Source organism: uncultured Sulfitobacter sp., from assembly GCF_947499945.1.
Taxonomy (GTDB): Bacteria; Pseudomonadota; Alphaproteobacteria; order Rhodobacterales; family Rhodobacteraceae; genus Sulfitobacter.
Genome location: NZ_CANMQD010000007.1, coordinates 1 through 24,089, shown reverse-complemented (window position 1 = coordinate 24,089; position 24,089 = coordinate 1). Strand labels below are relative to the sequence as shown.

Here is a 24,089-nt window from a genome sequence, read left to right as displayed (position 1 = left end):
ATCAGTTCTCCAATCTGTCTGAGCGGATTGCGTATTCAATGACGGTGAAGCCGAATGGATTGCTCCAGACGTCATCAATCGAACGACGCTCTTCTGGTCTGAATTCAAACAACAGCGTCGCGGTGAAAAGGCCTGCTTGTACGCCTTGGGGCGATGTAAGACGCTTACGCATCCGAACCTGTGCGCGGTTCACTCCGATCCGATTGATGCTGAGGATCTCGACATCGAGACGACCGGCATCGCCATAAACTTCTGGTGGATAGTTTGAATTTGCACTGTCCCATAAGGACCGCATGGATGCTTCGGCGGCCCGATCAGAACGTTCTAGAATGCTGCGAACGCGCAAGTCATTGTCGAGTTGGTTGTAGGTTTCACGATCTGTCACGTAGCGGAAGACGACTGACTCGATAATGGCTTCATTCTCGGTCACGCGAACAGCGCCAACCGATGCGTTGGGAAGGGCCATTCCTGTCTCTGGATTATAGGGAACAACAATGGGGTCTGGATCGACATCGAGGATTGCAACAGTAGCAGCTGACAGGCATCCGATGATCCCGAACACCAAACCCGATAGCGCGAGCTTCTGCCAAAGCTTTTCACGTCGCCGCGCGCCGTAAATAAGCTCTTCTTCAACGATCTCAGTTTCCTGTGTCACACCCTGTTCCTCAATCAGTCAGCAGTCAGAGTGGGGAGTGTGAAATCCATGAACTGCTGCTCTTCTGCGAGTGTCGCTGCATCCAGAACGCCCGCTTGGCCCGACCCAACGGTCTGAACAGCCTCCAACTGCCATTGTGCGACCAAGGCGATTGCAAGTTCGGCAGTGACACGGGTGTTGAGGTCAACGCTGTCTTTAAGCTCTTCCATATCGCCGATCATGCCGACGAGACGGTCTACGCGCTCCAGCGATTGGCCCGCTTCTTCATAACTGTTCTGGGCAGCGGCAGACATGACAGCACCTGTGGTTGCTTGTTGGGCAATGCGTTCCGCACCCGCCGCTCCGCTGTTTGCCATCTCTGACAAGGTGTCTTCGTCAAACCCCGCATCAGCCAGAACGCGGGTCATTTGTGTCTGGATGCCGGGTGCACCATTGCCCGCCAGTCGAGACCAGTCGCCATTCTTGATAGCGTCGATCGTTGCAAGGATATCGCCGAACTCTTGGTCCAGAACTCCGTTCAACTCAGCTTCAAACTGCGTCGTGATGATTTCTGGGATATCCATCAGTCCGGTAAGGGCTGCATAGGTTTCCTGCAATTGGGCGTACTGCTCGCGCAGTGTGTCGAGTTGGTTCAGTGCTTGCTGCAATTGTTCGTTTTGCAGGACCTCATCTTCGATCATTTGTCGTAGTTGCTGGATTTCTTGTGCAATATTTCGCGTATCAACGGTTGGGACACCCTGCGCAAAGGCAGCGCCGCCCCCCATAAGGCCGGGCGCGGCTATGAAGCCTATCGAGCACAAAACGACGGTTTTGACTGTGGAGCCTAATGTGGCTCCCTTATTTGAAAATGTTTCCATTAGTCGAGTTCCTCCAATGTGAAGTCCATGAACTGATTTTCCCTGAGTTGTGCGGCGGCCATCGCGAGTTCTGCGTCGCTCAGTGGTCGGGTTCGGACGGCCTTGAGGCGGGTCAGGGTCGAGACCAACCGAACCAACTCAGCGCGGGCGTAGGTATTGAGGGCGAGGGACTCTTGAACGTCCTGAGTTTGACCGATGCGTCGCACAGTGTTCTGAATACGCAGGGCCGCAGCCTCGACGTTTTGCATCGAGCTGTTGGCGTAAAAGCTGGCACCCGAGCCGGTGATCGACAGGTTCGAATTTGCAAGCAGTGCGGAGTCAATCGTGCCCAAGGCGTCAACGCCACCGACCCTTGTTAGATAGAAATTGTATTTTGCTGGGATGACCTGAACGTAATGCTGCGTTTCTTTGAATGGCGGGACGCCGCCATAGGTCTGAACATTGCCGGGCCCTGCGTTATAGGCAGCAAGGGCATGGATGATGTTGCCATCAAACATGCGCAGCATCTGCGAAAGGTATCGTGCGCCACCCTCGACCTGCAGATATGGGCTGTCATAGTACTCTGGGTTTATGCCCAAATCGCCTGCAGTTCCGGGCATGATTTGCGTCAGGCCAAAGGCTCCGACGGGGGATCGTGCTCCAATCGTGAAGCGGCTTTCTTGCCAGATCAGAGCTTGCAGGAGACACCGCCACTGGACGACAGTGAGACCTGCCTGACTTACCCCGGTTAAACCGTGGGTTTCTTGCGCCACGCGGATGATGAGCTGCTCGATATTAAGATTTGCGTCCCCGAACATTTGATTGGCACCGGGATTGCCATCGATAGGGGAATACAAATTGTCGGCCGATTGCTCTGGCAAAGTGCCATCTTCGAGGGTGCTCACCATCGCTGGAATGCCCTGTCCACCAAAACTGGATTGAGCATCAAGTATCTGCTGCAGCACAGCGAGTTGCTCACGTTCGATTTCGGAAATCGCTTCTGCGGCTGAAAGGCGTTCGGCTTGTGTGGCTAAGTCACTTTCGCGACGCAGGTTGGCCGCTTCGTTTCGGATAAACAGGTTTCCATCCACAGTTGGCACGCCTTGGCTGACTGCGGCAGACCCCCAGATCACTCCAATCGTAGTAACTGTGAGGGATGCACGCATTACTGCGCTTCGGTTTGTATGGGCGCGTCCAATGCAACAAAGTTGCAATCGGAAACGGGTGCGGTGCTGGTCGAGACGCGGCCACCAGGTGATTGAAGGAAGCTCAAGCTGTTGGTTGATCGCGCAATGACGTCTCGTTCAAAGCAATTTGCCTTCGGTCCCTGGTAGTCACCGCAGGCACTAAGGCCAAACGCACACAACAGGATGAAAGTGGTTCGTTTCATGAAGTCCTCCAAAAATCTGGGCGTTGGCGATAGTCGGCACCCACCAATTGTTCTCCTTTTTCCATCCCGCCGAGGATGGTCAGTAGCGGACCCAAGGCACTGAGGTCAGCGTTGATCACGACCGAACCTTCATCGTCTCTGACGAGCCCAAGCCGAGAATTGCTGCCAGTGGTCAGCAGCACATCGAGTTCTTTGCTTTGAAGATTGAGCATCGCGTAGTCGGACGCGTTCGCCCGAATGTTTGGCAGCAAGATCTGTGTCGGAACGGCCTCCACGATGGTCCTACCCGTGCGGGTTTGTTCCAACTGGCTGGCGTATTGGGTCATCATCACAACGACCGCATTTTGCTTGCGCGCAGTGACAAGCCAATTGGACAAGCGTTCGGCGAAATATCCGTTGTCAAGGGCCTTCCAAGCTTCATCGATGACTATGATCGTTGGCTGGCGATCTTCAATGACACGTTCGACGCGACGGAACAGATAAGACAGGACGGCCATTCGCTCTTTTTCGCTTTCGCTGTCCAAGATGCCTGTAAGGTCAAATCCGACAACATCGCCTTCAAGCGAGAACGTGTCCTCTTTGGTCTGGCCAAAAATCCAACCGTAACGGCCATCGGCCGTCCATTCCTGCAAGCGCTCATGCAAATCGCCGTCGTCATCGGCGGAAACAAAGAGTGACGCGAGATCGTGCCAGTTGCGTAGATCAGCGTCAGAGGCAGATGCGTTTTGCCGAACGACCTCTTGGATGCGGTTGGTCTGTGCCGGGGTGAGTGGTTTGTCGGCGCGGTAGAGGAGGGAGGCTAGCCAGTCGGCAAGCCAAGATTGCCCGCGCTCATCAATTTCGGTCCATAGCGGATTAAGGCCTGTTGCCTGACCCGCGTTGATTGCCGCGTAGCGGCCACCGTTCGCCCGCACAGCCATTTCCATACCGAGGCGGTAATCGAAGACGAAGATCCGCGCACTCGCTCGTCGTGCTTGGGTCATCAGAAATGCTGATAGGACCGACTTGCCCGAGCCGGGGCGGCCAAGGATTAGTGTGTGGCCGCCAGTAGGTTCTTTGTCAGGTGAGCCTTGCTCATGGTAATTGAACCAATGTGCGGACCGCTCGGGCGTGGGAAACATCGTGATTGTTGTTCCCCAAGGGACCTCGTGGCTGCGTTTTCCAAGTGGTGTCCGATGAAAGGCTGCAAAATCAGCAAAGTTCTTGTTGGTGACAGCGGCCTTCCGGCTGCGTTTTGCTGCATTACCGGGATGCTGGGCAAAGAAATGGGTCTGGGCGGCGAACGCCTCATTGACCAAGTTTACCCCTTCAATCGCGGCGGTGTTTCGTACTTCGCCTGCAATGGACGCAAGATCGTCGATGGACGATGCGAATACGGTCACGCTCATATGGTGATCGCCAAAACTCAGGCGTTTTGACTCTAGATCATCAAGGGCATCAATCAGCTCTGCCTCCAGCGAGATTGCGCCATCTTCGGCGGCACGCATGAGGCGTTGTTGCTTCTTGATCCGCCCCGCCATGAGGTTGCTGTTGATCGGCGTGAAGGAGTGCGTGACGACCATGTCGATAGGTAGGTTTAACTCATCAAACATCGTGCAGGATGTTCTCGCGGGATAATTCTTGATGGCGAAACTGGTTCCGAACCGTGAACCAACCGCTCCGTCAGAAACCTCAAAGGTTGCTCCACGGAATGTGATGCGTGCGTTCGCGACGTCTTGCGACAGGTATCCATATTTTGAGGACGCAAAGAGTGGTAATTCTTGGCCGGTATTCAATCCGCCAAGAAAGCCCAACAACTCGCCCTCGGAGGCAGCCAGCAACCGAGGAGACATGTCTGCGAATGTAGACTTCAGAAACCCGACAACCTCTGCCAACCGGCGCATCCGCTTTGCTGTCTGTTCCTTCAGCTGAAGGACAGATTTCTCGCTGCTGAACAGAATTTTTGAGGCGAGAGGGGGGCGGTTGCTGACCGTGAGTGTCAGAGTTTTATCGCGCAACCCGCTGCCGAGGAGGAATTCTGTCCAGTTTTGATCCACCGTGGCGGCAAAGTCGTCGCCATCAATTGGCGCCAAGGCTGGGTCGATGGCTTTGGAAACTTTGTGAACGTAGAATGAAAACTCGGGCCCGATCTGAGCAATAATAGACGCGAACAGTGCGCGGATCTTGTCGAGTTGATCATCGTCTTTGGTGTAACTGTTCACGCCCTCCAACCGGATGCATTGGAATATTTCGTTTCCCCGCGTCCGAACGGTTAAGTCATCTACGAGGCTCACATAGGGAAGCATGTGGGCCAATTCTTTTTCTTTCTTCACCCAGTTTGGCAAGAGGGTGAGGGGGTCAAAATCGGTATCACGGGGCATAGCTATCGCCTCCGTGGATTTTGCGGTTGGCTGTTGGAGGTGTTTCTTGCAGCGTTGTGGCAACCACATCCAAGAAATTGGGGTCCCAGTCCGCGGCCTTCCACAAAAGGGGGTAGGTGATCACGGCTATGACGGCGACCACCCAATGCTGAACCCACAAGAAAATGAGAACAGATCCGAACAACCAGACCATCGCATACATGATGGGCAGACCCAACAGTTTGGGAGGTCGTACGAGGCCCAGAAAAAGACGAGACTGTTCAGCCATTGGTTTCCCCTATGTCGTCCAGATTGCGGCGACGATTGTCGGAGCGGCAGCGATGCCGGCGATGGCCACAACAACCCAAAGGGCTTGCCGGAAATCAAGAATGCCGAAGAGCCATGATAGGAATACGCCGATCAATGCGAGTGTGCCGATAACGATGCCAAGCGGCCCTGTGATAGCGTCAACGATGCCTTGCAGGACGTTCTGAACGGGGGATAGATCAATGGACTGCGCCAAGGCAGGTTGCGCGACTATCAAGAACAGGGTGCAAAGCGTAACAATTTTTGCTGTGGTTGGCCTCATGAGTTTTCTCCCTCAAGCCTGTTGAATACGGCCAGCACACGGCTGACGTGGTTTTGAGTTTCTCGGTAAGGTGGGATGCCTGCGTATTGGGCGACTGCGTTAGGTCCAGCGTTGTATGCGGCTAGTGCCAGTCGGGGGTCGCCAAACTGCTCCAACATCATGAGTAAATACCGCGCAGACCCATCAAGGTTCTGCCGCCAATTGTGGGGGTCGACGCGCAAATCTGAGGCGGTCTCTGGCATCAGTTGGCCCAAACCGATGGCACCAACCTGACTGCGAGCGTTAGGGTTATATGCACTCTCAATTTCAATGTTTGAGCGAAACAACAGCCGCCATTCTGTCACTGAGAGGCCAGCACGACGTAGGGCAGGGTTGCTTGCATAGCGCAGGGCCGTCTCATCAATTGCAGCTAGTATTTCTGGACGAGGCGCGATGCGTTGTGGAGCAATTGAAGAGACACGGAAGCCTTCGCTGGCAGATCCGGCTTCTTCAGGTTGCTGGCCGAAGAGTCGCAGGCCTTCTGACGCAGTGCCTTGCCCAACTCCTTCGTTATAATTCCTGGCGAAGTTGTTTTGCGAGGCGGATTCCGACAGAGAGCCGTCACCCTGCATAACCAAGACCATGCCTTGAGCAGTTGCGGCACTGCTGACAAGCATAAACCCGATGGCGCTAGCGATGGTTAGGTGCTGCAGGGAAGTGAGTAAGTACTTGGGACGAGCGGCCACCTTGATAAAGGGGGATATTAATTTGGGCGAAACCCATACTGTAAAGGAATGAGATGAGACCGTTTGCTGTCTTAAATGTTCTAGCGACCACTTCGTCTGCATCGCCTGACTTTCGGCGGGCCAATACCAGGAGCTTCTCGCGCTTTTGAGTATTGTCGACTGCCCGAATAATCCATTCACCGTACCAGACGGCCCTCCTGTTCTCGGCAGTGCACTTGCAAACGACTTCAGCATGGTACGCGCTTTGCAGGAGAGATCTGAAACGTGCTTCTGTGACCACATTGGGCGCTTCTCTCTCTAACTCTGGGCCCATTGCTGCACTTTCACTGTTGTTGGCAGGTCGGGAACCGTTCCTCGGTTCCACCTCAATACAATGTTATAATATTGACATCAAGTTATAAGATTGTACCATGTTGAAGTCTGAGCAGGTTTGGCAAGTAATCGCTGTCATGGAAAAGTACCCATAAAAACAGTGAGAAGGCGGAAGATATCATACGCATCATGATTGTTCGGGGTTTTACGGTCTTGCTGATTGCAGTGTGTTCGCAAGCGGGTGCGGAAACCTGTCTTGCGCCCGCTCGCCCCTTTGTTCCCAGCGATCCTGCGGCTGCCAAGGAATACGAAGACCTCATTCGCTTAGATTTCGAGAATTACATCGACGAGGTGCAAGATTACTTTCGCTGCATGGAGGGCGAGCGTGCCCGTGCTTTCACCGAGGCGCAGGAAGTTAGCCAAGAATATGGCCGCTTCGTTCTGGAAATGGTTGAGTAACACAAGTATTTACGGCGACCTCGTCTTAAGTTTGATTTGGTGCGTCCACGAACAGATGGGTATGGCGTTCAAATCTTTCACTTAACAATACTATAATATAGTGTTAATAAGCATAGCATCATTTTTGCTATGGAGCGCCCTATGCTTAATTTTCTGCGCACTTCCGCATTCTCATTGATTGCAGGGGTCATCAGTTTGACTGCTGTTCCAGATCGAGCCCAAGCGCAAAGCTACCAAATAGACTGTGCAATCTTGTTGTGCCTTTCTGGCGGATGGCCAGCGTCCGTTCCCTGTGCTCGAGCCCGCGCCGAGTTCATCCGACGCATAACGCCTTGGCCCGTGGAGCCGCCTCTTCAAATCTGGCGTTGTCCTATGGGAGCAGCTTACAGAACAGATCCGCAAATGCTGACGGCTGATCGTATCTACGATATCTTGTTCAAAATGGAGGATGCGCCGGTACAGTCACTTCCAAACAGCCCTGTAGGTGATTTTGACCTCATCCCACAATTCGCGCTTCTGAGGCAGGGTGGTGGTCCTGCTGCACGATTGCCCGAAGCTGCAATCCTGAACTTGGTCCAAGGTCTGAGTGACGAGACTGGAACAGCGGATATCGACATAAGCGGTCAAGAATTCAACTTTGTTCGATCAATCCGGGTGTTCGACGTCCAAGCAAACCAAAGGGAGGCAGGGAGCGAAGGTGACTGCGAAAGATCAGCGAGAGTGCGGCTCGGATCTTACGGCACTCAAGGTGATTACCGTTGGAGCCGTGCAGGCATCGCCGACCTGCCAGATGCACATGTCGGAACGGAGCGTTGGGGGTCTAACTGCCCGTCGATCTGGCATCGCTCCGTCTTTGTCGAATGGCGCGACTACGAGGGGAACTACGGTTTTGAACAGGTCAACTATTGAGAGCTTGGGATTAAAATCTCGAAGTTTTGTCAGCCCTCATCCTTGGCCAGAAGCTCAGCAGGCAACGCGTGTGTTGAAACCCCGCCTTCTTGAAGCGGTACATTGGCATGTGTGCACCCCATGCTGGCAAGGAAAGAGATCAGACCGTTCGCCGTCTTAAACTCGCGAATTCTGATTTCATCATGCTTGTCTGACATCGATCGTGCTGGGACCAAGAGCTTCATGAAGGTCCTGTCTTCGTCGATAATGCGGATCACCCATACACCGTACCACACCGCGCTTTTGTTGAAGGCGGAAGATTGGCAATAGACCTCCGCAAGGTACCCGCTTTGCATCAATGTGCGGAAACGTGTCTCAGTAATCACATTTGGTGCTTCGTTGTCTTGGATGCTGCTCACACCAAACCTCTTCCCGTTCTACTCAAGACAGTGGTTCTCTAAGTGGCCCATCGTCTGGTCGTAGCTATAATATTGCCACTGAGCAGGTAGTATAACGCCCAATGTTGCTGTTTCTCAGACAGCATTAACCACCAAGTTGTCAGATTTCCAAGTGAAACCAGAGCATCTATGTTTGGATTCTGGTGATCGTGGTTGCCCAAATTCCACATTTCTTGATCGAAGGAAGCGAGTCTTGGTCGTCGCTGGTGTTGGCTGATTGCGAGGATAATTGCCTGTTATCGTAACTACGCTGATCTTTTGTTGGTGCAGCTTCAATTAGGCAGGACGGCCATTGTGCCGCTGGCTATGGTGTTCTTTCAAAGTGCAGCGAAGGTTTGAATTTTTCAGGTCGGCAATGTGGTAATGACAAGTTTTCAAAAGGAGGCGTGACACATGAGAGTTTGTGGATGTGAAATATCGGCGAGTGAAGTTCGGCTTGCCGTTGCCTACCATGATGATGAAGGCGGCGTGGAAATGCTGCGCCTGAAGACCACACGGGTAGTGCTGGAGGATGACGCATCCGAGGCCGATCTACGATCAGTATTGGCAGAACTTCAACAGTTTTCCCGAGATTACGAGATTGATGTGTTCGTGATTAAAACTCGTGCCAAGAAAGGCCGTATGGCAGGCGGGGCGGTTTCCTTCAAAATTGAAACCTTGATCCAACTCGTCGAAGGAAGCAAAACCAAGTTCGTTAGTCCGGTGGCACTCTCTCACTACGCCAAGAAAGACCTTGATAAATATCCCGAGAAGCTGCCTGTTTACTTGAAGAACGCATTTCTTTCCGGAGCTTATGCTTTGACGAAGCCGGGATTTTTAGCATAGCCGAGATACTGAGATCCAGCCATGCCAATCCTATGTAGACGCAATCTGCACGAACGACCGGTATCGGTTTCTGGACATTCGCTGCGCTCTGCCTGAACTGACACAACGCGGACAAAGTCAACTTTCGCTGCAAATGCGAATCTCAGAGTCTTGTATGGAAAAAGCAGAAGTTCGGCATAACGACGCAATGTATGAACGGCGAGAAATTGCTCAGAACTTCCAGCAACAATTTCAGTTTTTGGATACGTACCCAATGCTACAGTGAGCCAAGGAAAGAGGTGCGAAGTAGTCTCTAATCTATCAATCCAAAATACTGTTCAAACGAGCGATCTTAAATCTACAGCTTCACTTTGACGATTGCTTGGAATTAGAGCAAGTTCGCTGATATGATCGTTTCCGCTCATCTTCAACAACTCATGCCCGAATTTCTGGCATATGCCCGATCGATAACGTCTGCCTCTGATAGTGCGGAAGATCTCGTTCAAGACGCCATAGAGCGTGCCTTGCGCAGCAATAATAAGCCAGACGTTTTGGATCAACTTCGACCATGGATGTTTCGGGTCATCCGTAATCTGCATTACGATGAATTGAGAAAATTACGTGTGCGCCGGGAATATTCTGCCGGTATGGGACGTCTATCTGAGGAAAGCATGCAAACGGGAGATCATGCGCGGGACGTGCTGATCCGCCGTGCATTCGAAAAACTGCCGCCAGACACCCGCGAAGTGCTTTTTCTGGTGGATATTATGGGTTTGAAATACGCTGAAGCGGCAAAGGTGATGGATGTGCCCAACGGCACGGTGATGAGCCGGTTAAGCAGGGCACGACGCGCGCTGTTAGAACTGGTGGAAGGGCCCTCCGAGGACCGCAAGAGTAATGGACGATGACACAGATAACGGAACAAGACTGGGAATTGGTGAGTGCCTTTGCAGATGGTGAATTGCGAGGTGATGATGCTGCACGCCTTGAACAACGGCTCCGCAACGAACCGGAATTACAGGCGGCACTTGCGTCAATCACCGAGATGTCACAGGCACTGTCTACCTTGAAGCCAGGCCAAAATAATACGTCACAACCCGCAAACTCAAATCGGCGTCCGTATCGCTGGATCGCTGGCGCGGCTGTCGCTGCTTCGATTGCGGTGGCGGTGTTTCTGGCCCCTCAGCAAAGTGTCCAAGACCCGTTGGACATTCACAATGCCTACACGGCCCAGACTTTTCCGGCGCCAACGCTGAATGACCTCCGTTCTGTATCCAACGCTGAGACAGATGGCTTCCCCAGTTTGCGGGATGCGAACATGGTGTTGGTGGTTACAAGTACAGCTGATGCAACAGCTTCAGCTCACTACGTTGGAGAGAATGGATGCCGTTTGACTCTTTTGCGTGGGATTGGCGCTCCCCCGCAGCCCATCCAGACCCTGCAGTCTGCAGAATGGACTGTAGGTGAGCAGTGGTATCAATCTTTGGCAACTGGCATGGATCAAGTGAAATTTGATGCGTTGACCGTATATTTACAGCAATCCACCCAAGACCAACGTAAACCTGCGACTGTGCTTGCACTATTGGGTGCAGTACGTGGCGCAACACCCTGCGCATAATTTTCGCTCCTACTTATCATAGCAGGAGCGATTACCTTGGGCGCGCGCAGGACAGTTAATTTAAGGGTCGAGGGAAATTGGGACGATCTTCGTTATAGTGCTTGGCAAGATAGTCGAGGATGATTGTGCGATCGGGTTCGTCTATTTCTGACATGCCCTGTTCTTCGACCATCCATTCAAAGGATTCGTCCCAATGCTCGCGCGTTAATCCTTGTTGGGCGACGATCATCTCGGAGTGACAGGCCGTACATGCATAAAACGTTTCCTCAACACCCGGCGCAACTTTCAAAACCCCGAATTCAGGATCTTCTTCTGGTAGCGTGGCTTCAGCGGCGGCTGGCGTCGCACCAAATTCCATTGAGGTATCGGACAATGTATTCAGATAGGCGATCAAGTTGGCGCGATCATCATCTTTTCTCAGCCCTGCGAACCCCATTTTTGTGCCTTTGACCTCGGCCTTGGGTTTGGCGAGGAAGGCGTCCAATCGCTCGGGTGTCCAATCGCCACCATATTCGGTCAGCGCGGCTGAATACTTAAATCCGTCAACTGTCGCGACAGATGCGCCAACGATATTGTAGAGGTTCGGACCAACCTTGTTTTTGCCATCTGCTGCGGCAACGTGGCAGGCTTTGCATTTGCGAAAAACGCTCTCCCCTTGCGACACATCCGCCGAAGCAAGCGCATCGGTGAGATCAGCAAAGGCAGGAAGGGGTGACAAAAGCGTAGCACCAAGGGCCAGCGCGCCCAGGTTCATCTTACGAAACATAGAAATCTCCAGAATTTAATTCGGCGGGCACAACAAAGCGCCCGCCTGATTAGATTAACTCACCCGCAGGCCGACGCGGTGCATGGTGTTGTTGAGATACCCTTTGGGGTTCCAATCAATCGCAAATGGCTGCATGTCGTCTTCGCTGTCTGTGGCGCGCGCCCAAACCTCGTAATATCCTGCAATGGGGAAGGTCACGTTTGACCGCCAGTTTTGCCATGCGCCTGAATTGACCGGTGCGTCCATATCGGCATCCTGCCAAGTCGCGCCAAAGTCGATGGAAATTTCGAGCTTATCGACGGTCCTGTCACCTGACCATGCATGGCCACGTACTTCAGTCTCCATTCCGGATGCAGCACCGTTGGCGGGGAATGTAACCAGCGACTTCACAGGCATCCGCTCAATGATAACGAAGTCTTTTTTGTCCACGTCCTCACCTGGCTCGACCGGACGATTGGGCACACGGTAGGCGGTGCCGGTCATTTTCGGTCCATCGTGAACGATGTCGCGCAGCTGGATGCGTGTCAGCCATTTCTGCGCTGTAGACGCAGGCCAGCCCGGTACAACAAGACGCAAGGGTGCGCCGTTCAACGGGTGGAGTGCATCGCCGTTCATCTCGAACGCAATCAAGATGTTGTCAGTCATCGCCTTATCGATAGGCATCCCGCGAGAAATAGGCAGTTTGTCAGGATCGCCTGATAAATGCGCGTCTGCACCGTAATGCGCAGTATAGATCGCGCCTGCCTGCACGCCAGCCTTCTCCAGCACATCTTTCAGACGCACACCTGTCCATTCAGAGCAAGCAACTGCACCATAGGTCCACTGGTTGCCTTTGGCAGGCGGATTGAAATATCCCCGACCATTGCCTCCACATTCGAGCGTCAAAGCCATTGTTACGACTTCAAATTGATCACGCAGATCGGCGATGGTCAGTTCCATCGGTGCATCAACAAAACCGTCGATGGTCAGCGTCCAAGTCGCTGGATCGACGTCTTCGGGTGGAATGCCATTGTTGCGCACAAAGTGCCGCGCGGTTGGCGTTATTGCATCGTCGAGAAATTCAGGGGGTGTTTCGGCATTGATCGGTCGATCGTTTAGCAATGTCAGACCATCCTTACCCATCAAAATGTCGTCCTGTGCGAAGGCAGCAGGGACAAACCCGATGGGCATCTTATCTGAAAACGGGATTGATGTCCCAACCATAGCCGCCATCGTGGCATAGCCGGTGCGTTTCAGAAATCCGCGACGGTCAGGATTGGCGACGCGGCCAAAAAATTCCTTGTCCGCTTTTTCAGGATCTTTCGAAAAAAATCCGTGGACCGTTTTGTTTTTGTCATCATCGAGTGCCATATGTTCCTCCCTGGCAGTGCCTCGGTATGCAATCGCGCACCCAAGGTCTTTCGATATTGACGTACGGGCCGCGGATTTTATTCCCGCAGCCCTACACCTTTTCTTAAAAAACGCTTCTTAACGAACCCATCCCTCTGTTTTCATGAGACTTTGGGCCTCGTCTGTTATCAGGAAATCAAGGAACATTTGCGCTTCAGGGTCGGCATCGGGTGCGACGGCCACATTCACATCGCGCCAAATCTGGCGGTCATCGTCGATTTGTACCATGTCCAGTACGTCCGGATGTGTGATCGGCCAATTTGGCCAAGTGATCCAGGCGTCAGCATCCATCTCTTTGAATGCCTTGAAACTTGCGCCGGAACCGAGGCCATAACTCACAATGTTCTTCCGAAACGCGCGCACATCTTCAAGGTTGCCTGTACGGCCAGCCACGTCTTCCCATGTGCCGGTGCCGGAGGTATTGTAGACACCAGAGCCTTCAGTCACCACAATCTTGATCCCGTCTTTCAGCAAGTCATCGAAACCGTCGATACCTTTGGGATTGCCCGCCTTCACAGCGATCACTGTCGGACGAATATAGATCGGATCAACCTGATCGGGCGAAAATGTCAGGTACGTCTGCAAAAACGCTGTCATCGACTGTTCGGATGTACCCCAAAGAATATCAGCATCCGCCTGAGCCGCTGCGGACCATTTGGATTCTGGGCCTGCAATAATTTCAACTTTGTTGCCAGTCTGCGCCTCCCAAACTTCGGCGACTTTCTTGAATGCGGTATGTGGACCCCCAGCACCATAGAGCTTAACGATGCCGTCCTTTGGCATGTGTTTGATCGCTGAATCATAAAGCTGGGTATCTTGGGCCAGCGCTGAGTTCGCAATCAATGCAGTTGTTGCAAGAATGGCTATTGTTCGCATTTTGTGTTCCTTCCGAAAGGTTGAGGCAGCACTTGTTGGTGTCGCTTGCAATATTAACGTGCGAGCGCCCTGAATTCTTCCAAAAGAAATGTCAACTGTACGAGAAAAGCGTAATTCCAGCTGGTGTTTCGACGCCGCTTCCATAGCCAAAGTGAGGGAAAATGGTAGTGTCTTGAGCGGCTGCGTGAAGAAGTAATAAGCAGAATTCGGCACTGCTTTTTCAACGGTATGGGCTCTCAACCGACCTTCGCCGCGTTGATCGCGAAGGGCCGGTTTGGGTTTTTTGTAAGGAATTGCATGATATTTGCACCAAGCTGAGCTGACCATAAAGAAAAGGCTTCTGGGTCGGTGCGTAAATCAGGTGCGCAACGTTGGTGTCTGGTGTAGGCTTTTCACATGCTCATCGGTTACGCTAGAGTGTCCAGCCAAGGACAGTCCCTTGATCGCCAGATCGGTGCTTTAAACGCAGCCAAGGCGGATAAGATCTTTCGTGAAGTTGCGTCGGGCCGGACAGTCAAAGGTCGGCCCCAGTTGGAACGCGCAATCGATACCTTTGGGGCAGGGGACGTATTAATCATCGCCGAATGGGACAGGGCGACAAGATCAATGATGGATGGGATCAATATCATCCAACGCGTTGCGGACCGATCAGCGACCGTCAAAGTCTTGGACAAGCCCTGGCTCGACCTAACGACCCCGATGGGGAAGGGTATCTTGGCCTTTCTTTCAGCTTTGGCTGAGGACGAGCGAGAGCGGATCACCCGACGCGCTAATGAAGGCCGCCAAATCGCTATCGCCAATGGTACCAAGTTTGGACGAAAGCCAAAGCTCACAGAGCATCAGCGCCAACTTGCCCGTGATCGCATGGCGAATGGCGAAACCTGCCGCACAATCGCTAAGGACCTTGGCGTCGCTCATACAACGATTTCTAGATTGCGGTGATCGCTACTAGCGTCGAGCGATCGACAAGAACGGCGGAAACCGGTCATTCGCCGCAGGTGCGAGAGGGCTCATGGGACATTTTCAAAGCGGACCTTGGTTGGCCTTCAGCTTTCCGAATGGAAATTCTCAGTTCTGTTTCGGTGAAACTACTTAAGTTCCTGCGCGCAGCTACCCTGACGCCCTTTCCTGCCGTTCTTTGAAATACTTGATTGGCCACTCAGTCGGAGTGAATATCTCGTGGAAATCCGTGTCGATATTGCTTGCCATTCGTGCAAGTAAGCCTATCAGGCGATGCGCATTTTCGCGGTTCTCACGCAATAGGTTCCCCTCCACAGCCTCTTCGTCGCCGCTACGCTCAACGTATCTACGGTCGATGACGCCAGCATTGTGTTCAAAAACGTGCCTGCGCTCCATCATGAGCCGGATGAACCGAGCATCTTTGTCCGCAATCCCTTTGAGTGGACTCAGATCGAAAAAGTCTTTCAAACGTTTGAAGGTTTCCGACTCAATGTCATGAAAGACCAACCTAGAAAGCGCTTCTCTCCGTGCGGCTTTCATCGGAGTTCGGCGTACGAGTTGATTAGCGAAGTCACGGCACGCTGCATCGAATGCTGATACGCTTTGGCTTACGGCTACCTCTGGTTGTGCTTGTCCGTCATTTAATGACTGCCGGATTTCCTCAAGCCGACCCGAGAGCATTTGGACGTTATTCCGACGTCCACAGGCAGCGCAGTAGCCATAGAGGCCTCTGATATCGTTAAATTCGCCACAGTGTTTGCACTTGTATCGCGTTTGTTGTGTCTGTGACGCATAGTAGAAGTCCGGCTTTGGTTCATCAGCTGCCTGCTTAACGAGGCTTTCCATGTCGATTTCTACTTGCCGCTCTGTACCCTTTTCATCGGGTGCAGCAAGTTCTTCCTCTAACCTCTCAGCAAGGTGAGCAAGGAACATCCTTTGTGCTGGTGTGAGAAATTGAAATGCCGCTGTCCTCAAGCCGCAGTAGGGGCAGGTCTGGGGATAAATAGCCGCGTGGTTTCCATTGCGGAAATAGCCACCACATTGTGGGCATTGATGACCCCAGCAGCCTAGTGAGTCAGACCCAAGGCTTGCCGGAACACAGCCCTCCGGGGGCGGTGGATCAAACGGTTGGCCGATTCCTCCCAATTTGAAGTCAGACACTGGGATCCCATGGGGGAGCAAGATGTAGACTCCAACGGCAGTCATTGGCCCCGGACTACGTCCAACAATTCCAAATGCTGCGCCCTTCCGTCCTTCATCATCGCAAGAGATATTGATGGTCGTGTTGGCCCCGCAATGAGCAACCTCTTTGAAATCCTGTTCATAGTACGCCATTGCCAGTCCGGTCCATTCATTGAAACTGCTATCGCTCTGCCAGAACTGTAGCTTGCCCTCGACGCTTCCACCATCGGGGACGTGATGATGATATCCGGGCAACGCATCCGATGACCGCAAAGAGTCCAGACCGAACTAGGGGCCAGCATTACCTTGCCGTCGAATGCGTCATCATAGAAGGGCCTATAATCTAACATTTAGCATTTTTTTGTTGAATTTGCGATTATAGATACTATATATGAACCTGAATGGAGTGATCTTATGCTTTACAGTGTCGAAATTGAGAACTTCTTCTCAGTTGGAGAACGCCAAATTCTCGACCTTCGCGCCCGGAAGTCAGTTGACGATCCGCTGGCGCGACTATCCCCTATTTACAAGGGCGCCGATGAGAGAGCCCCGACCGTCGTTGCACTTTTTGGTCCAAATGCAGCTGGAAAATCGAACATATTACGGTCGATAGCATTCGGGTCATGGTTTGTCGCGCATAGCTTCGGCCACCGTTCAGACCTCAGCCTTCCCTACGAAAAGTTTGGCAGCGATGAACGGATCAAAAAAACGACTAGATTGGCATTCTCATTTGCGGGACCAGTTAACCCACTTTCCATATCCGAAGACAGTGATCAGTGCCCCTACACTTATGAAGTCGTCTTCTCACCTCGCGGCAATAGCCGTGTTGACGAAGTTCTTCTAGAAAAAATGTGCTATCAGCCCCGTGGGAAAGGTAAGTTTAGAACGCTGTTTGAACGGAACGAAAGCAATGCGGTAAAGGCGGAAAAAGGATTCCTAACCTCTGGCACGGAGAAAGCCCTGAAGGAAGTTCTTCGGCCCAGGGCTAGCGTGATTGCGACGTTGGCGCAGTTGAACCACACGATTGCGACCGCGTTTGTCGAAGCGGCCTTATCCGTGGTCTCGAACATCTTCATCGACCGGGTTGAAGATGATGTAAGGACGATGACTAAATGGTACCATAGCAATCCCAATGCACTTGAAGAGCTTCAGGGGATTGCAAGGCGCATTGATCTTGGGATTGATGAGATCGGAATCGACTCATCTTCGAGCGAACCGATGATGCTCTTTCGGCACTCGGGTTTGGATCAGATAATTTCGCTGAACCGCGAAAGTCATGGTACTCAGCAGTTCATCAAAATCTTCCCCTACATTTTGATGGCACTGGATCGAGGCGGTGTGGCAATAATCGATGAGCTCGATACGACAATCCATCCTCTCATCCTACCAGAGATACTGCGTTGGTTTGGCGACCCAAAGCGCAATCCGCATGGGGCGCAACTGTGGACGACTTGCCATTCTGCAAGCCTCCTTACGGAACTCACCAAAGAGGAGGTGTTTTTCTGCGAGAAGGATCCTGAGGGCAACACAACGGTATTCAACCTAGCTGATGTTGATCGGGTACGCCGAAACGAGAACTTTTACGGGAAATATATGGGCGGCGAGTACGGTGCCGTACCGGTGCTTGGCTAATGGGGAGAAGGCAAAAAGTTAGACGGCGCCGGCGCCTATTTGTCGGCTGTGAGGGCGAGAGTGAACAGGGCTACGCAGCGCTACTGCAACGTTTTTCTGACGAGCAAGGGGGTGCCGTTCACGCCGAATCTAAAGTGGTACCGCGCGCGGGCGATCCTCTCGCCATTGTGGAGCGCGCAATTGAAATGGCCGCACAAGGCGAAAGAGGGTCTAAACCAGCCTACAGCGTACGTTTTCTGATGCTGGATACAGACCTACTCGGGAATAATCCCGGTCGTGATGCCCAGATTGACGGGTTGGTGGAACGGCACAACTTCGTCCTGCTGAGACAGAATTGCTGCTTCGAAGCATTCTTGCTCAGGCACTTTGTTGGTCATGCCAACGATGAACCACCCACTGCGGCGATCGCTCTCACCCGTCTACAGGCAGTTTGGCCCCAATACAAAAAAGGATTTCCTGCTCAGGAGCTTCGAAAGCAAATAGCCCTTGAAGATGTCCAGCGTGCAGCACAGGGCCCACGTAACGCTGACTTTAGTTCTTTTCTGGATGCCATGGGGCTGCAGCCTCACTAGTGCAAATGCTTGGCTTCAAGCTTCAACAAATAGGCTTCATCGGAGCCAAAAGGAATGTGGGCGTACACACCTTCCGCTTCATGCGTATCTAGGAGGATACCATAGCGGAGGAGTAAGCGTTCTAGATGCCGGTTGGTGAACAGAATGTCTTCAAATCGGCCCCATTCCTCAAAGCTCTCCATGAACCCGCTCAGGTCCTTCGCAAACAGATCGAACCAATCGATAATCTCAAGTTCTTTGAGCTTTTCACGCAGATCACCCGGCAACTCTGGTGGTTGCTCAAACGAATGGTAAGTGCCGATCAATCGGGCACATGCTTTTAGAAGAAGACTTAGCGCTTCAAAAGTGTACTCGAGGAACCCGTCCAAATTCCCATCCACACGATAGGCTTGGCGGTTCGCAACAATATTGTGATGAGCCACGTCTAGTTGACCGACGAGATGTTCTTCAGCGGCATTAGTTCTCAGGTTGTCGCGCGCGCAGACTCGAGCGCAGAAATACGCGCTGAACGCATTGTAAGAATGCTGGCTCAGCAATTGCTCAACGCCATCGGAAGCAACGAACTTTGCTGCTTCCGGGAACCTGCCGAAAATCAACGATTCCAAATAAGTGCCAGCAATCATTTGCGCTAACAGGTCTTCGGCTTCGAGCCGCTCGGCTTCTTCGCCAAACATAAGTTGTGCAGCCAGACTATCGCGCAAGACGAAATGTGTCTTCATCACACCGTCGCGCATCACCCAAAGCGGCATGGCGACGCCAAGACCGAATTCGGGCGGCGTGGATTTGATCGGTGCGGCGTCAAAGCCGCGATCCACCTCATTCAGGGCGGACTCATAATCATGCGCAACCGTGAACCCGTCAAATCGGCAGAACGTTTGTGTCGGTACCAGTCGTATGATCAACTTGCTTAGATTGTCGCCTAGCTGTCTTGCAAAGTCCTCATTGCCAGCGTCTTTGAGCGCGATGGAAAAACTCAGATTTTGATCCGTATTATCGTCTTGTTCCAGGTCGAAGATTGACTTCTGGTTGGCTGCGTTTTCGCTTGGCGGAAGAAAGTCGAGGGAAACACCTGACAGAGCGTCGTCGATTAGTCCTGTGATCTTGCCGCGAATCCGGTCACCTAAACCTTCGTGGTGAAATGCCAAGGCATCGCTACGTTGACTCGATAGAAAAAAATCAAGGCATACGGTCGTTGCGATGTCATTAATGCCCTCGACGGCAAACGCATCGGCACCCGCGCGGGTGCCCACCAGAATCCGATCCGGCGCAACGGGTAGAACTACATATCTCAGTTTCTTTCCACCCAGAAAAAGTGGTTGCCAGCCTTCATCTTCATCGAAAGAAATACAAACGCAGTCTGGCAGGATTGCCGGCACCACTTTGTGTGGTTCTACCGTCCAATGCAATCCGGCGAGTTTTTCGATGATGCCGTCAGGCGCGAGCGTTCTGGATAGAGCTTCAATGTGTGCCGAGGTGGCCAAAGCCTTCGTATTCCCCAAAAACTGATCCACGAACGGCAGAAGAGTGCTTTGCGCCTCTCCAAGCATTGAGGCTCCATTCTCTCGGAAATGGAAATAGAGCACACGCGTAAGTGTTTCCTTGCTGACGCCAGACAAGACATCATATTCATTTTCAGTAATGCCATCGAAGATGAGGTCTTGAAGTTTTTTAGGGATACAGTTGGCAGATAGTCTTTCGATCCCGAAAACCTCAGCAGGGTTTTCGACTAGCTTACCTATGGCTTGCGCCATACTCGCCGCCCCCTCCATTATGAACGTTCTCGAATGCGCGGAGCGAATGGACAAGTGGGCGGCGACTTCGCCAACCATTAGTGGGTCTGCCTCCTCACCGATGTTGAGGGCGCGCAGCACGTCAACCATCTTGAACACGTGCGTTTCGTAATCCGTGATGAGATCGTCAAGCGTTGGCGTCCCATCCTCTGACGGTTTCGAATAGAAATGCTTCTGTTTAGCCGCATCACCACGGTCAACCGGAACAGGATGGTCAAGGTTACGACGATACATCCACAGCTTGTCAGACCCATCTTGAATGACGAAAGGTTTCAAGAAATGTCGCGGAATGAAGTGCTGCCCGCTTCCAGCCATTAGACACATTCTCCAGATTGGTTTTTCAAAGTCAGCGACGACAGATCGCCAAGCGCTCAGCGTCTGTTCATAGAAGTGCGGTCACTATAGTAGCTCATCCTGGATTTGTAGTACCGGCTTAGGTCATAAAATCGAAGAAAACTGCGCCGTTCAATTTCCTGGAACTTTAAATGGTGTGGTCTTGCGAACGGCCGCTATTGGGCTGCAACCGCAGCACTTTGCTTCGTTGGCCAATGGCCGGAATGGGCCGTTTGCGAAGGGTAGGGGGTGCAGCGGCCTCCAAATTCTTTTAGCTTAAGGGGCCATTGGTGGATAACGTGACTAATGCCGAGTCAAAGGTATCGAGCTCAGCTGGAAGCGGAATCGCATCATAAGGCATTTGCGACCTTCGCTGCATCATGCACGAACTAACTCAATGCAGGACAAAACCGACCTTGGCATTTTTTCGGTCAATGACAGCTTTTCTATGCTTCTCCCGCGGCGAAACGCAGCATGTGCGGACGGCTGACCTTCGTTGTACTTACGAAGTGCGCTTGTAATCAAACTAAAAGCTGACGTTAGAGGAAATGCGCCAGGCTCGATAGAGCAGCGAGTTCGGACATAAGATATTTTCAATACAGTACTTAAAATTAGATGCGCATAAGCGCGCCAATTTGGTCTGGATCCGCCTAATCCTTTCTCTATCGGCGCATACAATTAAATTTTTGGCAACGTATCCGACAGCTATCTACTTGGTGACATCGGTTTCATGATCAACACCGTAGTTTTTTCCAGCGTCTTTTGCGGCTGTCGAGGGCGGTCCTGCCGTAAAGGGTATCAACCAAGACCTGCCCGTGTATCGCCGAAAACAGGTTCTCCTGTGCATTCTGATCCTCGAAGCATCATTGCTACCAGAGGACGCTGCATGACCAAGATTGATCAGATTGAAACTGTCGTTGTCGATGTCCCGACCATTCGCGGGCATGTCCTGTCGATGGCGACAATGCGCTCGCAGACGGCCGTTCTGGTGCGGATCAGGTTTTCCGATGGTTCAGTCGGAATCGGTGAAGGTACTACTATCGGCGGCCTGACATATTGTGTCGAGAGCCCCGAGAGCATTCAGTCTGCCATCGACACCTACATCGCGCCTGCGCTCAAGGGTAAAGCTGCGGACGATGTGAACACCGCAATTCAGCTGATGGACAAACTCGTGCGCGGCAACCGGATTGCGAAAGCGGCTGTCGAGATCGCGCTCTGGGACGGGCTGGGAAAGCGCCTTGGCGTGCCAGTGTCGCAACTTTTTGGCGGGCAGGTCCATGCGCGGATGCCGGTTGCATGGACGCTGGCATCCGGCTCCTCCAATACCGATATCGCCGAGGCGCTGGAGATGATCGAGACACGCCGCCATAACATTTTCAAGCTCAAGATCGGCAAACGTTCTGTTCGCGATGATTTAGCCCATGTTGCAGCCATCAAACGCGCTGTGGGCGATGCAGGTTCCGTGCGGGTGGACATCAATCAGGCGTGGTCGTTACACGATGCGCGCTGGGGTCTCAAAGGGTTGCAGGACGCTGGTTGTGAGCTGGTCGAGCAGCCAGTGCAGGGCCGCTATGTCGAGGCGCAGCGCGAACTGACAGCGAAATACGAGATTGCGGTCATGGCGGACGAGGTACTGAACGGCCCCGAGGACGCGCTTGAGATTGTTGCCAATGCGGCGGCGGATGTTTTCGCGGTCAAAGTTGCGCAGTCGGGCGGGATCAAGCGCGCCTCCGAGGTTGTGGCCATCGGGCAGGCAGCGGGCCTTGGCCTTTACGCAGGCACCATGCTGGAGACGGGGTTGGGCACGGCGGCTGCGCTACAACTCTTCTGCACCGTCGAGAAACTGCGCTGGGGCACCGAGTTGTTCGGCCCACTTCTGCTGACCGACGATATTCTGGCAGAGCCGATAAAATACAACGATTTCTGCGTTGAGGTTCCGCAAGGCGCGGGCATTGGCGTGGCGCTCGACGACGACAAGGTCGCCTATTTTGACCGTAACAAGAGCACCCCGCAAAAGCATCTCGCGGAAGTTTAACACCATCAAAACGCCGCCAGCCAAAAAGGCGCGGCACCCAGAGGAGGACTGAATATGTTTACCCATTCAAATCTCGACGAGCTTGAAAGCCGCCTTGACGGCATCGTGCAAGACGACCCAGAAAAGGGAATTTTCCGCGCCCGCCGCGACATGTTTACAGACGAAGAACTGTTCGAGCTGGAGATGAAGCACATCTATGAGGGCAATTGGATCTACATGGCCCATGAGAGCCAGATCCCGAACCCGGGCGATTATTTCACACTGCACATGGGCCGCACGCCCGTGGTCATTACCCGCGACAAAGACGGCGAGCTGAACGCACTGGTCAATTCCTGCTCGCACCGCGGTGCCATGCTGTGCCGGTTTAAGCGCCGCAACCAAAAGACATTTACCTGCCCGTTCCACGGCTGGACCTTTGCCAACACCGGTAAGCTCCTGAAGGTCAAAGACCCCAAAGGCGCTGGCTACCCCGAGCAGTTCAACAAAGACGGCAGCCACGACATGACAAAAGTTGCGAAGTTCCAGAACTATCGCGGGTTCCTATTCGGCTCGCTTAATGCTGATGTTGCACCGCTCGAGGAATACCTCGGCGAGGCCTGCAAGATGATCGACATGATCGTTGACCAGTCCGAGGACGGCATGGAAGTGCTGCGCGGCTCCTCCACCTATACCTTCGATGGCAACTGGAAACTTCAGGCCGAAAATGGCGCAGACGGCTATCACGTCTCGGCGGTTCACTGGAACTATGTTGCCACCACATCGCACCGCACCGTGGACGGCAAAGAAGATAACATCAAAGCGACTGACGCCTCCAAGTGGGCCAAGCAAAAGGGCGGCTTCCACTCATATGTGAATGGTCATCTGCTGCTCTGGACCACATGGGACAACCCGACCACGCGCCCGAACTATGCCCGTCTGGACGAATGGACCGAGACCTACGGCAAGACCAAGGCAGAATGGATGGTTGGTGTGCTGCGCAATCTTTGTGTCTATCCCAACGTCTTCTTGATGGATCAGTTCAGCAGCCAGATCCGCGTGTTCCGCCCGATCAGTGTCGATAAGACCGAAGTCACGATCTATTGCATCGCGCCCAAAGGCGAAGATCAGGCGTCCCGCTCGTTGCGCATCCGCCAGTACGAGGATTTCTTTAACGCCTCCGGCATGGCGACGCCCGATGACACCGAAGAATTTCGTGCGACCCAGCGCGGGTATGCGGGCGCTGCACACGCCAAATGGAACGACATCTGCCGGGGTGCAACCCAGTGGATCGAGGGGCCGGACGAGGATGCAAAGGCATTGGGGATCAATCCGATCATGTCAGGTGCGCGCACCGAGGACGAGGGATTGTTCGTGATCCAGCACACCCAATGGGCCGAGCGTATGGCAGCAGCCGTTGCCAAGGAACGCGAAAACGCAGCCAGCGTCCAAGTTGCGGCTGAATGAGGAGATAAGATCATGACAACTGCAACACTCGAGAAGAC

General features: G+C 53.0%; 23 protein-coding genes. 10 read left to right on the top strand and 13 right to left on the bottom strand.

Annotation, left to right across the window (positions count from 1 at the left end; translation table 11 throughout):
- Position 1: 1 nt before the first annotated feature.
- From Q0775_RS18195 to Q0775_RS18165, 7 genes are all read right to left on the bottom strand, one after another.
- Positions 2-655 (bottom strand): virB8 family protein, encoded by a 654-nt coding sequence (locus tag Q0775_RS18195; protein WP_298864455.1) that lies wholly within the window; start codon positions 653-655, stop codon positions 2-4.
- 14 nt (positions 656-669) lie between these two features.
- Positions 670-1,419: a type IV secretion system protein gene (locus Q0775_RS18190; RefSeq protein WP_298864673.1), complete on the bottom strand. Its 750-nt coding sequence runs from the start codon at positions 1,417-1,419 to the stop codon at positions 670-672.
- A 92-nt stretch (positions 1,420-1,511) separates the two neighbouring features.
- On the bottom strand, positions 1,512-2,657 hold the full coding sequence (locus tag Q0775_RS18185) for a lytic transglycosylase domain-containing protein (protein ID WP_298864452.1): 1,146 nt from the start codon (positions 2,655-2,657) through the stop codon (positions 1,512-1,514).
- 220 nt (positions 2,658-2,877) lie between these two features.
- Complete coding sequence (locus Q0775_RS18180; RefSeq protein WP_298864449.1) at positions 2,878-5,241, bottom strand: type IV secretion system protein B4; 2,364 nt, start codon at positions 5,239-5,241, stop codon at positions 2,878-2,880.
- Positions 5,231-5,509, bottom strand: a complete 279-nt coding sequence (locus Q0775_RS18175) for a VirB3 family type IV secretion system protein (RefSeq protein ID WP_298864446.1) — start codon at positions 5,507-5,509, stop codon at positions 5,231-5,233. Before Q0775_RS18175 ends, Q0775_RS18180 begins: the two co-directional genes overlap by 11 nt.
- A gap of 9 nt (positions 5,510-5,518) precedes the next feature.
- A complete protein-coding gene (locus Q0775_RS18170) occupies positions 5,519-5,809 on the bottom strand; it encodes a TrbC/VirB2 family protein (protein ID WP_298864443.1) in 291 nt (96 codons plus the stop codon).
- A complete protein-coding gene (locus Q0775_RS18165) occupies positions 5,806-6,432 on the bottom strand; it encodes a lytic transglycosylase domain-containing protein (RefSeq protein WP_298864669.1) in 627 nt (208 codons plus the stop codon). The genes Q0775_RS18170 and Q0775_RS18165 overlap by 4 nt, the downstream gene beginning before the upstream one ends.
- 603 nt (positions 6,433-7,035) lie before the next feature.
- Here Q0775_RS18165 and Q0775_RS18160 point away from each other — a divergent pair.
- Positions 7,036-7,305, top strand: a complete 270-nt coding sequence (locus Q0775_RS18160; protein ID WP_298864440.1) for a hypothetical protein — start codon at positions 7,036-7,038, stop codon at positions 7,303-7,305.
- A 141-nt stretch (positions 7,306-7,446) separates the two neighbouring features.
- Positions 7,447-8,214: a hypothetical protein gene (locus Q0775_RS18155; RefSeq protein WP_298864437.1), complete on the top strand. Its 768-nt coding sequence runs from the start codon at positions 7,447-7,449 to the stop codon at positions 8,212-8,214.
- A gap of 29 nt (positions 8,215-8,243) precedes the next feature.
- Here Q0775_RS18155 and Q0775_RS18150 read toward each other — a convergent pair whose 3' ends face one another.
- Positions 8,244-8,612, bottom strand: a complete 369-nt coding sequence (locus Q0775_RS18150; protein WP_366863717.1) for a hypothetical protein — start codon at positions 8,610-8,612, stop codon at positions 8,244-8,246.
- A 432-nt stretch (positions 8,613-9,044) separates the two neighbouring features.
- Here Q0775_RS18150 and Q0775_RS18145 point away from each other — a divergent pair, with 432 nt between their 5' ends.
- The 3 genes from Q0775_RS18145 to Q0775_RS18135 all read left to right on the top strand — a co-directional run bounded on the left by Q0775_RS18145 (position 9,045) and on the right by Q0775_RS18135 (position 11,073).
- Complete coding sequence (locus tag Q0775_RS18145) at positions 9,045-9,476, top strand: DUF3010 family protein (RefSeq protein ID WP_298864435.1); 432 nt, start codon at positions 9,045-9,047, stop codon at positions 9,474-9,476.
- 386 nt (positions 9,477-9,862) lie between these two features.
- Positions 9,863-10,363 (top strand): RNA polymerase sigma factor, encoded by a 501-nt coding sequence (locus Q0775_RS18140; RefSeq protein ID WP_134015205.1) that lies wholly within the window; start codon positions 9,863-9,865, stop codon positions 10,361-10,363.
- Complete coding sequence (locus Q0775_RS18135) at positions 10,360-11,073, top strand: hypothetical protein (protein WP_276152819.1); 714 nt, start codon at positions 10,360-10,362, stop codon at positions 11,071-11,073. The genes Q0775_RS18140 and Q0775_RS18135 overlap by 4 nt, the downstream gene beginning before the upstream one ends.
- 55 nt (positions 11,074-11,128) lie before the next feature.
- Here Q0775_RS18135 and Q0775_RS18130 read toward each other — a convergent pair whose 3' ends face one another.
- The 3 genes from Q0775_RS18130 to Q0775_RS18120 all read right to left on the bottom strand — a co-directional run bounded on the left by Q0775_RS18130 (position 11,129) and on the right by Q0775_RS18120 (position 14,104).
- On the bottom strand, positions 11,129-11,839 hold the full coding sequence (locus Q0775_RS18130) for a cytochrome c family protein (protein ID WP_276152820.1): 711 nt from the start codon (positions 11,837-11,839) through the stop codon (positions 11,129-11,131).
- 54 nt (positions 11,840-11,893) lie between these two features.
- Positions 11,894-13,189, bottom strand: a complete 1,296-nt coding sequence (locus Q0775_RS18125) for a sulfite oxidase (protein ID WP_276152821.1) — start codon at positions 13,187-13,189, stop codon at positions 11,894-11,896.
- A gap of 117 nt (positions 13,190-13,306) precedes the next feature.
- On the bottom strand, positions 13,307-14,104 hold the full coding sequence (locus tag Q0775_RS18120) for a substrate-binding domain-containing protein (RefSeq protein ID WP_276152822.1): 798 nt from the start codon (positions 14,102-14,104) through the stop codon (positions 13,307-13,309).
- A gap of 396 nt (positions 14,105-14,500) precedes the next feature.
- Between Q0775_RS18120 and Q0775_RS18115 the strand changes: the two genes are divergently transcribed.
- A complete protein-coding gene (locus Q0775_RS18115; protein WP_298864400.1) occupies positions 14,501-15,046 on the top strand; it encodes a recombinase family protein in 546 nt (181 codons plus the stop codon).
- Positions 15,047-15,214: 168 nt separating this feature from the next.
- Here the strand turns inward: Q0775_RS18115 and Q0775_RS18110 are convergent, their stop codons facing one another.
- The gene (locus tag Q0775_RS18110) at positions 15,215-16,399 is read right to left on the bottom strand and encodes a hypothetical protein (protein WP_298864398.1); all 1,185 of its coding nucleotides are present in this window, start codon (positions 16,397-16,399) and stop codon (positions 15,215-15,217) included.
- A gap of 261 nt (positions 16,400-16,660) precedes the next feature.
- On the opposite strand from Q0775_RS18110, the gene Q0775_RS18105 reads away from it, so the two are divergent.
- Complete coding sequence (locus Q0775_RS18105; protein WP_298864395.1) at positions 16,661-17,878, top strand: ATP/GTP-binding protein; 1,218 nt, start codon at positions 16,661-16,663, stop codon at positions 17,876-17,878.
- A complete protein-coding gene (locus Q0775_RS18100; RefSeq protein ID WP_298864392.1) occupies positions 17,878-18,450 on the top strand; it encodes an RloB domain-containing protein in 573 nt (190 codons plus the stop codon). The genes Q0775_RS18105 and Q0775_RS18100 overlap by 1 nt, the downstream gene beginning before the upstream one ends.
- Here the strand turns inward: Q0775_RS18100 and Q0775_RS18095 are convergent.
- Complete coding sequence (locus Q0775_RS18095; RefSeq protein WP_298864389.1) at positions 18,447-20,555, bottom strand: hypothetical protein; 2,109 nt, start codon at positions 20,553-20,555, stop codon at positions 18,447-18,449. The two genes, Q0775_RS18100 and Q0775_RS18095, sit on opposite strands and share 4 nt — an antisense overlap.
- A 904-nt stretch (positions 20,556-21,459) precedes the next feature.
- Between Q0775_RS18095 and Q0775_RS18090 the strand changes: the two genes are divergently transcribed.
- Together Q0775_RS18090 and benA are read left to right on the top strand one after the other, a co-directional pair.
- Complete coding sequence (locus Q0775_RS18090) at positions 21,460-22,608, top strand: muconate cycloisomerase family protein (RefSeq protein WP_298864386.1); 1,149 nt, start codon at positions 21,460-21,462, stop codon at positions 22,606-22,608.
- 54 nt (positions 22,609-22,662) lie between these two features.
- Positions 22,663-24,051: a benzoate 1,2-dioxygenase large subunit gene (gene benA / locus Q0775_RS18085; protein WP_298864383.1), complete on the top strand. Its 1,389-nt coding sequence runs from the start codon at positions 22,663-22,665 to the stop codon at positions 24,049-24,051.
- The last annotated feature ends 38 nt before the right edge of the window (positions 24,052-24,089 follow it).